Origin of the sequence: Streptomyces regalis, assembly GCF_001509475.1 — a bacterium.
Lineage (GTDB): Bacteria > Actinomycetota > Actinomycetes > Streptomycetales > Streptomycetaceae > Streptomyces > Streptomyces regalis.
Genome location: NZ_LLZG01000085.1, coordinates 1 through 11,983, shown reverse-complemented (window position 1 = coordinate 11,983; position 11,983 = coordinate 1). Strand labels below are relative to the sequence as shown.

Genomic DNA, 11,983 nt, shown 5'->3' with positions numbered 1-11,983 from the left:
GGGTGTGTGGGCGTATCCGAGGAGTGCGGTGCGGATGGTGTGGCGGGCGATCGAGAGGACTCGGGGGTCGTTGGGGAGCTTGAGGTGGCACTCCCAGGGCTGAGGGTCGGGCATGCGGGTCTCCGTTCCGGGTGAGGCGGCTTGGACGAAGGGCAGTTGGTGGCTTGTCTCCCTGGCGCGGCCCACCCCTCCCAGGGATTGAGGGTGCGGGCAGGCTCGCGCGATGCGCTTCCAACTGCCGTGAGTAGCTTTCGCATTACTGAATGTAGAGACCGCGGAGTCACAGTGTCCATCGAGTTGGAGATAATTACCCCCTAAGGACTTGGACGTGCCTGCCCCCGCACAGGCAGACTGTCGCCATGTCAACCAGAACCACTCCGACGGAACGGCAGAAGCGTCTGGGTGCCGAGCTGCGCAAGATGCGGCTGGCGGCAGGCGCCACCACGGAGTACGCCGCGGGCCTTTTGGGGATCGACAGGACGCGGCTGTCCAACATGGAGTCGGGTATCCGTCCCTTCTCGCCGGAGCGCATCCGCACCCTGGCCTGCAACTACGCCTGCACAGATGGGAGTTACGTCGACGCCCTGGTGGCCATGGCGGCCGGAAGGGAGCGCGGATGGTGGGAGCGTCACCGGGGGACGCTGCCCTCAGGGCTCCTGGATATCGCCGAGTTGGAGTGGCACGCCGCCCGCGTCCGTACCGCTCAGGTCATGCATGCCCCTGGTCTGCTCCAGACCGAGGACTACGCCCGCGCCGTCTTCGCTGCCGTGCTGCCGCCTCTGAGTCGGTTGGAGATCGAGCTGCGCGTCGCACACCGCATGGAGCGCCAACGGGTCTTTGAACGGCCGGACCCACGTCCGTACATCGCTTACGTCCACGAAGCAGCCCTGCGCATGCCCTACGGCGGTACGGACGCGACCCGGGAGCAGCTCAAGCATCTGGCCTCCCAGTCCGAACGAGAGAACATCGAAGTCCGCGTGATCCCCACATCGAAGGGCGGGTTCCCCGGCGCGGGGCATGCGCTGCTCTATGCGGACGGGGCTGTGCCCCAACTCGACACCGTGCAGCTGGACTCGGCGCACGGACCGGAATTCACCCATGCCGAGGCCCAGCTCACGAAGTACCGTGCGCATCTGGACTGGATGGACGCTGCAGCGATGAGTCCGGCAGCATCGCGTGACGTCATCCACAAGATCGCCCGTGAGCTGTAGGAGACGTCGTGACCGATCGCATCGCCTGGGAAGAGCCGTTCTGCGGTGAGGGCAACAACTGCTTCCGCCTCGGCACTGACCCCGACGGCAACGCCTACATTGCCATAGCCGGCGCCGAAGACACCTACCTCACGGACACCCGAGAAGCCCTCCGCACACTCATCCTCGACATCAAGGCAGGGAAGGCGGACCACCTGCTCTGAGGCGTTGCGTTGCCATCGCCGCTACACGCTGTCGGTGACATCCTCGGGTGTTCGCATCACGAAACTGAGGCTGAAAGGGATGCGGTCCCCCTGGCCGGGACGCAATCCCTGCCCTTGAGTTATCGGCGGTTTCACCGCACCTCGGTGCCGCGTGGCCCATCGGCCCCTGCGATGCCATCGCATATGGGCGCCGCTTTTCGGCCATCGACGACGCCGGCGACGAGAGCGGCTGTCACGAATTCGTGACGTTCAGTTGCGACCGACTATGCCCAACTTGCCCACTTGTGCACTTACTTGCGCGAGCAATGAGGGCAGGCGAATTGTCAGTACCCGTAGCTAAAGTGAAACCTGACGCTTTGGCTAACGGGGAGGATGCTGTGGCGGACGACGTGCCGATCGACGCACCTGTGGCGGACCCAGCCGCATGGGCGGCGGACCATTTGGGCGGAGCAGCAGCATCGTGGGGCGCAGCCGCGTTCGGCGTTGAGGGCGCCTTCCAGGCAGCCGTTTCGACTGTCGGTGACGTAATCACCGAGCTGCAGTCCTTCACCAAGTTCCGAGACCGCATCGACGCGCTCCTGCGGGACCTGAAGGAAAGCCCGGCCGGCCCGAAGCAGGTGGGACAGGACGCGATGGCGCGGGCCAACTTCGGTGGTGGCTCCGGCGGTTGGGCCGAGGCAACCAACCTCTTCACCTCGTACGAGACGGTCATCTCGGAATTGGAGAAGCTCTCCAAGCTGCTCACCGACTCCATCGAGGGCATGAGCATCGCGGTCCTGGCCTCGCACAAGGGCTACGAGAACGTGGACGCGGACGTCCGCCAGCGCATGCTGTCCATCAGCAAGGACACGACCGAGCACTACGGCGGAAGCTACGAGCCGCAGGTTCCAGGTACGCCGGGTGGAGCGACCACGAAGCCGGGCGATACCTCCGGAAGCGGCGACACATCCGGCGCATCGGGCTTCTGATGACGGCCACTCACGCATCACGGGGATAACGGGGAGACGAGATGGGCGACAAGGGCAGGGGCGGTGGCAAGACACCGTTCGAGAGCATGAGTCACGAGGACATGCTCGCCTGGCTGGATCAGGCCGACGCCAACACGGTAATCATCGCCGCGGCCAAGCTCTTGCGGGTGGGCGCGGAGATCAAGAAGGTCGGCGAGGAGCTGAAGACGCGTCCGCAGTGGGTGAGTTGGAAGGGTGAGGGCGCTGATTCGTTCCGCACCTGGAGCGCAGACCTCGCGAACGCGACGCTGCGGCTGGCGGACTACAGCGAGGGCGCGTCGAAGTGGCTCCAGGAGGCCGCCGGCACGATCGCGAGTGTCCAGGCCTCGATCCCCCGGGACACGTCGTATGGCCAGTCCACCCTGAAGACGGCGCAGGCGAATCTGGAAGCAGCGAGGTCCACGCCCAAGGACCCGGATTCGGCTTCCGTCGCCCGTGACTCGACCCGGGACATTCAGACGGTCTTGGCCAAGCGGGAGGCGGAGCGGCTAGAGGCTGCTCGGCAGATGAAGAAGCTCGGGGAGTCTTACACGCTGTCTGCGCAGCAGATGGACGGGTTGGAGAAGCCGAAGTTTCCGCCGCCGCCCAACGCTGTGATGCCGGACAAGGGCAAGCGTGAGGAGTTGCAGGGCCTGACCCGAGATGGTGCTGTTGGTGGGGCTGCACCTGGTAGTAGCACCAATGGGCAGGCAAGCGGCCCGACCGGTTCGGGGGATGGAGCGAGCCGGTCAGCCCGGACTCCGGAGACCTCTGCCAGCGCCTCCGGGACCCAGCCCGTAGGAGCGACACGTCCGCACCCGCCCACGGGTGTGGAGATCGACAGCGTTGCCACTCTGCCCCCAGCGCCAGCCGCCCCATCGGGTCCGGCCAGCGGCCCTCCGAGTCCAACAGGACGTCCAGAGGGGAATCCGGCGATACCTCCGAGCATGGTGCCGCCCGCGGCTGGAGGTGCGCAAAGGCCAACAGGCCCTTCAGTGGGGACAGGGCGCCCCTCCCCTGGATTCCGGCCTCCAGTAGCCCCTGGGCAAGGTCCCATTGGTGCCGCGCCTTCCACCCAGCGTCCAACCGCTGGAGGAGGCATCACGGGCGGCAGGCCCGTGTCTCCGTCTCCGGGGAGGGCCACTGGCGGTATCCCCCGGGGCACAGTGATCGGCGGTGAAGGTATCTACGGCCGCGGCCCAGCAGGCCAGCCCGTCGGTACGGGAAGGCCTGGGGCAGCCCAGGGCGGAATGGGGGGCAGCCGACCCATCGCAGGGCAGCCCGAAGGCATCATTGGTGGTCGCCCGCAGACGCCGGGGAGCGTGAATGCCCGCCCCATCAGTGCCGGCGGATCCGCCACAGCGCGGGGTACGGCTCCCTCTGCGCCAGGCGGTGGGCCGGGTACTCGCCGTTTCGCCTCGGAAACGGGCGGCATCGTCGGTGGCCGTCCCCAGCAGGCTGGGACGGGGAGTGCGCGCCCCTTCACCCCGGGCGGCTCAGGAGCGGTACATGGTGTCTCAGGCGGCAGCGGGCGTCCTGCAAGTCCTGCAGGTCAGGACGGTGCGCGCGGCGGACACTCGGCCTCAGGCGCGGTGCGACGGGCAGGCGATCCGCAGCACGGTACCGGACCGGTTGGACGTGGCGGCACGCCGCCGGGCTCTCGCTCGGAGGAGTCTCGTCATGAGGATCGCCGAGGCGAGCGCCCCGACTACCTCACTGAAGACGAAGAGACCTGGCAGCAGGGCGTACGTCGCGCGACACCGCCCGTCGTGGACTGAACTCGTAAGGACCGCAAAAGAAATGCCCATGCCCACCCGCAAAATGCAGTGTCTCGCTCACAGGACCCTGCTGCCGGGAGTACTGGCAGCCCTGCTGGTGGGCATCGCCACGACGCCATCCCACGCGGAGTCCATCCGTTCCCGGCAGTGGCACTTGACCGCCATGAAGGCGGAGGAGATGTGGAAGGCCACCAAGGGCGAGGGAGTCACCGTCGCGGTTATCGACAGTGGGGTCGATGACAAGAACCCCGACCTGGTGGGTCAAGTACTTCTTGGGAGGGATTTGGCGGTAGGGACTCGGGGTGATGAGCACACTGACTACGACGGTCACGGCACGGGTATGGCCGGCTTGATTGCGGGAACAGGAAGGAGCGGTGGCGGGGACGGAGCCTTCGGACTCGCCCCCGGGGTAAAGATTCTGCCTATCCGAATGCCAGATCACGGCCTAAACGCCCCCCGCCATACGAAAGAGTTCAACCAAGCTGCCAGCTCTGCCATTCGCTACGCAGTCGACTCGGGCGCGCGGGTCATCAACATCTCCTTGGGATCCCGAGCTGGCTCAAAGCAGTTGACCGATGCCGTTTCGTACGCACTTGATAAGGGCTCTCTGGTATTTGCTGCCGTGGGGAATAGCGGCGATGAAGGGAACCCGGTCGAATACCCCGCTGCCACTCCAGGGGTCGTCGGAGTGGGAGCAGTTGGCCAAGACCTCCGAAAAACCGCCGAATCCCAGTACGGCCCCCAGGTGGACCTGGCTGCTCCAGGTACCGATTTGGTCCACGCGTGCGGCATCGAGACAGGCCTGTGCGAGGCCCATGGCACAAGTGGCGCCACCGCCCTTGCCTCCGCCAGCGCAGCCCTCATCTGGTCGAAGCACCCTGACTGGACCAACAACCAGGTCCTCCGGGTCATGCTCAACACCGCCGCCGGCCCCACAAGCGGCGCCAAGCGAAACGACCACATCGGCTACGGAGTTGTTCGTCCCCGGATCGCCCTGAAGACCCCAGGCGATCCCGGCCCGGCCGACGAGTACCCTCTCCCGGACCTTGCCGCCGCAGAGCCCATGTCTCCGTCTTCGAAGCCCTCTGAGCCCGCCGGAAACGAGGTCGAGGAAGACAAGCAGTCCGCCGCCGTCCCCGCACGCGACGATGACAGCGACACGGCTCTCTGGATCACGCTGGGTGTAGGTGCTGCCGCTCTGCTGGGTGCTGCATTCGCCATCCCTGTAGTGCGCGCCCGGCGCCGCAACACGACGTTCATCGGGCAGTAAGGCAGATCCAGAGGGGTGAATCGGGCGGTGCAAGCGTGAAGCATTGATGCATGTGCTGTCGTTCAAGTGATCTATCGCAACAGCACGTTGATAGGTTGCAGCTCTGGGCGCGGTCACTGCGGCCAGTCGTTGCTGGCTGTCGCGTCACGGGGACCAAGGAGGGTGCGGGGGAATGGCTTGGGACGAGTGGGAGCAACTCAAAGCTGAGGCGGCGCAGCGCCGCTCGACGCAGATGCAACTTAACCAGCTGCCTGCGGAGAGTGGCGGGAGTGGCGGAGGCGGTGACCTGGTGGTGAACCAGGACGACCTCGGTGCCGTCGGCCATGACGCCTTCACCCTCTACGAGGGCCTCCGTAGGGAGGCGGATATCGCGGGCGCGGGCGCGAGCAAGGAAGGCGCCGGTTCCACGACACAGGCCGCCACCACCCTGAAGGCCCACAATTTCGCGATGGGCGGCGCCCTGGAGACGACTGTCGAGATCTGGACCTCCCAGGTCAAGTCCGTACTCCAGGCCTGCGCGCATATCTCCAACCACCTCGACTACAGCAAGAAGCTGCACGCGTCGGAGGATGCAAAGGTCGCGGCCGTGATCAGCCGTGACGACGGCTCTGCCGTGCCCGTGTCCGAGATCAGCAAGTACTTCAAGTAGGGGACGCGGCGATGGCTTTCACGTACCTGGACCTGTCCGAGGTCGATCTCGGCAAGCTCGGCACGGCGGTCTCCGACTGGAAGGACACCGTCGACGGCCTCAAGGCCCGGGCGGAGGACGCTCGGAAGGGCATGCAGGCCAAGTCCGACCAAGCCCGGTGGGCCGGGCTGGACGCCACCGTCACGCGGGGCTTCGTCACCAAGACCACGAAAGAGATCGCGGACCTCCACACCGAGGCGAGCAGCATCCACCAAGTACTCGCCGACGCTCACACCGAACTCGTCTCACTGCAGAAGCAGATCAGGACCGCAGTGGAAACGGACGCCCCGAACCTCGGGATCAGCGTCCAGGACATCGGCGAGGGCAAGGTCCGCTGCTTCTTTCGGCACATCCGCGGCGACAGCGACGAACGCACCCAGGAACAGCTCGACGCCAAGCAGGAGCTGGAGAATCGGATCAACCGGATCCTCGCCCACGCCGCGGAGATCGACGCGTCGGTCGCCCGCGCCCTGCGCAAGAGCCACGGTGGCGACAAGCACAACGCCGGTCACAGGTCGTACGAGAATCTCCACGACGCCCAAGCCGAGCGCGCTGCCGAACTGGCCAAACTCGGCCCGAAGATGAGCGACAAGCAATACATGGAGTTGAACTCCATCATGAGGTTCAACGCCAAGGATGCAGACTTCTCCACGGACTTCTACAAGTCGTTCGGCGGACCGAAGGAGGCGCTGGAGTTCTACGGCCGCATGTCGCTCGACGGCACGGTCGGAGACGACAAGCAGCGGCTTGCCCTCGCCCGGCAGCTCCAGCGGAACATGGGTGTGGCTCTGGCCTCGGCGACCGACCTCGACAACAAGTCGCACCTGCCGGGGAACTGGGCGACGGAGTTCCGCAAGCTGGGCACGCAGCAGCTCCAGCTCTATCCCGGTGGCAGCAGTGCACCGTACGGCTATCAGGTCTTGGGCGGAATCCTGCGTTATGGCAACTATGACGCGCGGTTCATCAACCCCATCGCTGAGCACGTCGTCCAGCTGCATCGCGAGGACCCGTATCGGTTCATGAGCAGCAAGCCCGACATCCCCGGATCCGACCTCGACTGGGGTTACAACCCGTCAGGGAAGGCCGGGGCGGGATACGACCCGCTCACCAGCGTGCTGGAGGGACTCGGACACAGTCCCGAAGCTGCAAAGCAGTTCTTCTCCGACGACATGAAGCCGACGGTGTACAACGAGGACGGCACCGTAAAGAAGGACGCCCAGCTCGACTACAACTACTACGACGAGCTGACGAAGAAGGAATTCGAGTGGCCGCCGGACAGCCTCGCTCACGCCGGCAGTGATGATGCAGCGCACGCTCGTGACGGTGGTCCGGACGCTCTTGGTCATGCTCTGGAAGCGGCCACTCTGGGGTACGCGTATGACGACCCGACACCCACGCCGTCACGGGACGCGACCTCTGCTGCGATCATGGAAAAGGTCGTAGTGACCTACGGCAATCCGGAGAACGTCAACGAACCAATCTCCGACAGCCTCGGACGCATGGGCGCTGGCTACATCGACGATCTGAACTGGGCACTGAACGACAACAGGGCGGACAGCCTGTTCGCACCAAAGGATCCCGACGGGCATATGCAGTTCGAGCGGGAGAACGCATCGGGCAACGCCATCAAGTTCCTGAGCACGATCGCGCAGCGTCCGGACGCGTACTCGGAAATCTCCGTGGCCCAGCAGATCTACGCGACCAGCGGGCTGGAGGCCCAAGTTCACGGAGACCGTATTGACGAGGCGCACACGCGAGAGATAGTGCGCACCGGCGCGGAGATCCAGGGAATCATCGATCAGTCGAGAGCGGATCAGGTTCAGGCCGAGGGGTTGGCGAAGGATGAGGCTTACAACAAGAGCCTTCAGACCAAGACCGAATGGATCAAGTTCGGTTCAGGTGTGGCCATTGCTGCGGGCGCAGCGTTTCTCCCCCCAGTAGCGGCCGTGGGTGTGGCGGGCACGCTCATTCCGGTCTTCATGGATGCCGGGCAAGGGGCTCTAACACAGCAGATCGGCGCTGTGGTGGGCGACAGTGCTGAGACCGGGAAGCAGGACAGCTCGAGCACGATTCAGGAGCAGCGGAAGGTGATTTTTGATGCCGGTCGTGGAGCCGCAATGTCTCCGATGAGTCGGTTCTTGGAAATGCATCATATCGAGCATGATGGAGATTTCGGTCAGGATTTGGAAGAGGCTCTGGAAACTGGACATGCGAAGGGAACCAATGGAGAGAACCAGCGAGGTGTGCTTCCCAATGCCTAGAGCGATAGCAGCGGTCTCGATTGCTGCAATCTTCCTGACGGTCGGTTGCCAAGGCGGGGAGTCGAATGATGGGCGTTCTGTAAAACCCAGTGCTGCGGAGGTGACCTGCGACAAGATCATGAGCGCGCAGGCCAAAGCGGCCATGAAGCGTATCGCTGATATTCCCGATTCCGCGAAGGTTGCGTATCTCGGAAATCCGCAAGGGGCGGCCGATGATTTGGTAGCTCTGTACGATACCGGGACGGCGAGCGAGTGGGATGAGGTCGACTTCTGCGGTGCACATAAAGGGTCAGAGGGGCTCGGCTCGGTGCAGGTCAGATTTGCACTTGCTGACAAGCTCCCAGAAGAGGGTAACGTTGCCTCAATTTTTAAAAAATATAGCATGGCAAAAGCTGCTCTTGCTGGTGTAAAGGTCGGCGTGCTTTATTTCGAATGCTCTAGCAAGAATTTCGCTTCGGGCGCCGGAGCCACCGTGCTTGTACGTGGTGAAGTCCGTAGCAGGTATGAGACATCCGAACCCGAGGAAGCGGCGCGGGAGGACGCCCTTCGCATCGTGTACGAATCAAGTCGAGCTGTTGCCGACCTGCTCGCCTGCAAGTCGAATGCTGGGCTTCCGGGCAGTTTCACGATGCCGCCTGAGGTATAGGCCCGGCATACGGCGGACGCGCGGCGGCGCACCCGGCTCGCGATGCGGGAGAGCGGTTCCGGCTCCGCGGCCGACAGCTCCCCGCACCAGTTCGATGTCGGCGGTGATGTCAGCTGGACTACGACCAAGTGCTCCGATGGCCCTGCCCTTTCGCTGTGCATGCCGCCGCCGATCGGGCCGACAACCGCAGGAACACCGCAAGCACTCCGGATTTCGCTTACGAACGTGCCGCACTCAGGGCTTTCGCCGACCGCTCGGCGAAAGCCCACGGCTGTTCTGCTCCCGTGACGCCTTGACGATGCTTCGGTCCCAGCCCAAGCCCGACCCCGGCCGGCTCCGTGTGCGGGCCCCCTCCCGGCGCGCACCCCCTACTCTCCGCCCATGACCGCCCCACGCGGGTGTGGCTCCTTGTGATGCCCGCTGCACTGATTACGGCAAGCTGTTCGAGTTCCCCGGAACGCCGCACCACCGGCATCGGCCCGACATTGGCTCCGGCTGGTGGCGAAAACTTCGAGCGTGTGTGGTCGGGTAACCGGGGTTCATGGCCACGACCCGTTACCGGGCCACATCCTGGTTCAACCCCTGCCCCGCGTCGATGAACTCGAGATCGAACTCTTACGCTCGGTGCTTGGCGCGGCCATGTTCGCGCCGGACCGGTAGATACGGGGGTGTGCGGTGCGCGCGGGGTGGATCAGGCTGTGGCGGGGGACGGCGTGGGGCGGAATCGGGCTCAGCCTGTACGCGGGCTGGCTGACGGTCGATGACATCCGCGACCGTGCTTCCAGCGAGCGTGAGATCAGCGCCGCGTGCGATCGGCTCGTGTCGCCGGCCGCGGTGATGGATCTGCGCGGTGGGATGGTCCGGGCGCAGCCTGGTGACGACGACCGGCTCGATGCGAGCGAGTTGCCCAGTTCTTGCACTGTCTACGAGGTGCCCGGCCCCGGAAAGACGAAGGGCTTGTTCACGCTGGTGGTGAGGGGCAGCAGCTCCGAGCCGATGAACTGGATCGGTGATGACAGCCAACTGGAGCCCTTCTACGGCTCCATTGGCAGTGACCGTGACGACATCAAGAACTCCGACTTCACCGCTGTCGCCGACCGGCGCCCCGAACCTCAGCCAGTGGGCGATGGCATCCTGGGCTGGTACGGCAACTGGTACACCACCGTCCGCGCCGAGTGTGGACCCGGCAGCAGCGTCGCCCCCCCGACACTGCTGCATATCACTGCCCGCGCCGACTACGAGGACGTCTCCGCAGCAGACCGTCAGCGACTCGCCCGGGTCGCCCGCTCCGCTGCCGACCGGCTCACAGACCGGATCGGTTGCCGCACTCGGCTGCCCGACCTGCCCGACCACCCGTTGCCCACCGCGTCCGCTCTTCGCCCCGCACAGTCGGCGGACGGTTCGTGCCGCTGGTTCGCCCAGCACGTCAAGCACCAGGGGCAAGGCAAACTGCCCGACCGTTTCCTCGCCACACCCGCCCGGGACGCGAACCCTGTCGAGAGCTGCCTACTGGCGGTCAACCCCGACCAGGTCGGGCAAATCGCCGAGGGCTTGCCCGATGACAAACGCGATTACGCCCGCAGCGCACGCACCCACTCGCCCCTGTGGCTGCGCACCGTCTCGTACTTCGGGGCCGAGGCGCGCACGGTCGGATACGACCGCCTTGGCAGCGAGGACGAGATCATCACGACCGGAACGGCCGGGCAGGGCGGCGGTGCCTGGTGGGCCTCCTCGGTCTGCGACGGCAAGCAGGCCTTGCACACCCTCAGCTCCAGCTACCTCTACGACAGCATGCTCAGCTCCCAGACGTTGTCCTCCCTGTTCCGCGCGTACGTCGGCGACATCACCAAGCAGCGCGGCTGCACCCACGTGAGATACCCGGGCGCGAAGGACTTCCGTAGATCCTGAGCACTGCCTCTCCTCCCGGCGGGCGGGATGGTCCGTCATGGCGCAGAGGCGACGGTGTGTACCTGAATCCGCCGTACCGTGCCGGTGCCGGCCGTAGCGCGGCAAGAAACTGCCGTCCGAAGGGATGCTCCGGCCACGTCGAACAGGGGGACCGATACCCAGACCGGGGTGAGTGGAAAGGCCCAACTCCGGACCCGGGTGCTGGGCGCTCAGGTCATCCACGCAACTGAGTCGGCGCCACCTGCCGGGGCAGCACCGGGGCGTCCAGGTTGTCGAGGCGGGTGCCGGGGGGATAGCGGGCGCAATCGGCGTAGGCGGCGACCTTCAGCCGTCCACGCGGGTATGTCCAGATGCGAACCTCGTCGTCAGAGCCTGAGGGCTTCAGTACGAGATAGCGCCAGTAGGGCTTGTTCATGGAGTCCGTGACCCTCCAGCCCTGCCGGGTCAGTTCCTCCCGCGCGCGTCGCATGGCGGCGAGCGCCTCAGCCTCGGGTACGCCCTTCAGCGCCCACTCGGTGTGCACGCTGACCACGCCCGGCACACCCGGTGGGCTGTCGCTGATCTGCTTGCCCAAGTGGCGCAGTCCGCGGTAGTGACAGCCGTCACCGCGGGCCTCCGCGCCTGCTCCGGGCGAGTCGTTGTCCAGTTCGGCGTTCGGCAGGTCGAGTGCGTCGTATGCGGTCTGGGTGTAGCCGTCCAGCCGGTTGGACGTGGCGACCGGGTCCGCGACGGGGTACGGCTCTCCGGACCAGAGCCTGCCGCAGTCCACCACCCCTGTTACGAGCAGTCCTGTGGCGGTTGCCTTCCAGATGTTCCGGAGCCAGGAGGGGCGGTGGTGTCGCTGTGTCATGCAGGCCATCGTGCTGTGGGAGGGGCGCGCGGGCATGAGTGAACGTACTCAATGATCACGGGTACTTCGACCAGATACGAGGGCGGGGCGCGTTGGGAAGAGTCGGCAGATCTGTGCCACCGGCAGCTCGTGCAGCAAGAGGTCATGGCGGTGCGGGGTGGAACGGATCTGCCCATCTCGGA

9 protein-coding genes are annotated in these 11,983 nt (G+C 65.4%); 8 read left to right on the top strand and 1 reads right to left on the bottom strand.

The features are described from left to right. The first annotated feature begins 359 nt into the window (after positions 1-359). The 8 genes from ADL12_RS14150 to ADL12_RS14120 all read left to right on the top strand — a co-directional run bounded on the left by ADL12_RS14150 (position 360) and on the right by ADL12_RS14120 (position 10,951). Complete coding sequence (locus ADL12_RS14150) at positions 360-1,211, top strand: helix-turn-helix domain-containing protein (RefSeq protein ID WP_062702211.1); 852 nt, start codon at positions 360-362, stop codon at positions 1,209-1,211. An 8-nt stretch (positions 1,212-1,219) separates the two neighbouring features. Further along, positions 1,220-1,414 carry a hypothetical protein gene (locus ADL12_RS14145; protein WP_062702209.1) on the top strand — a complete coding sequence of 65 codons (195 nt, stop codon included), beginning with the start codon at positions 1,220-1,222 and terminating at the stop codon, positions 1,412-1,414. A 377-nt stretch (positions 1,415-1,791) separates the two neighbouring features. Next, on the top strand, positions 1,792-2,382 hold the full coding sequence (locus ADL12_RS55555) for a hypothetical protein (protein ID WP_063806662.1): 591 nt from the start codon (positions 1,792-1,794) through the stop codon (positions 2,380-2,382). 1,824 nt (positions 2,383-4,206) lie between these two features. Continuing rightward, on the top strand, positions 4,207-5,448 hold the full coding sequence (gene mycP / locus ADL12_RS14135; protein WP_425265093.1) for a type VII secretion-associated serine protease mycosin: 1,242 nt from the start codon (positions 4,207-4,209) through the stop codon (positions 5,446-5,448). 172 nt (positions 5,449-5,620) lie between these two features. Beyond that, positions 5,621-6,097 (top strand): hypothetical protein, encoded by a 477-nt coding sequence (locus tag ADL12_RS14130; RefSeq protein WP_062702204.1) that lies wholly within the window; start codon positions 5,621-5,623, stop codon positions 6,095-6,097. Positions 6,098-6,108: 11 nt separating this feature from the next. Continuing rightward, the gene (locus ADL12_RS14125) at positions 6,109-8,397 is read left to right on the top strand and encodes a hypothetical protein (protein ID WP_062702203.1); all 2,289 of its coding nucleotides are present in this window, start codon (positions 6,109-6,111) and stop codon (positions 8,395-8,397) included. Then, on the top strand, positions 8,390-9,043 hold the full coding sequence (locus ADL12_RS53955) for a hypothetical protein (protein WP_159053166.1): 654 nt from the start codon (positions 8,390-8,392) through the stop codon (positions 9,041-9,043). Before ADL12_RS14125 ends, ADL12_RS53955 begins: the two co-directional genes overlap by 8 nt. A 675-nt stretch (positions 9,044-9,718) precedes the next feature. Next, entirely contained in the window at positions 9,719-10,951 is a 1,233-nt protein-coding gene (locus tag ADL12_RS14120) for a hypothetical protein (RefSeq protein WP_062702201.1), read from the top strand. A 214-nt stretch (positions 10,952-11,165) separates the two neighbouring features. On the opposite strand, the gene ADL12_RS14115 is transcribed toward ADL12_RS14120, so the two are convergent. Continuing rightward, entirely contained in the window at positions 11,166-11,801 is a 636-nt protein-coding gene (locus ADL12_RS14115; RefSeq protein WP_159053165.1) for a hypothetical protein, read from the bottom strand. Positions 11,802-11,983: the final 182 nt, after the last annotated feature.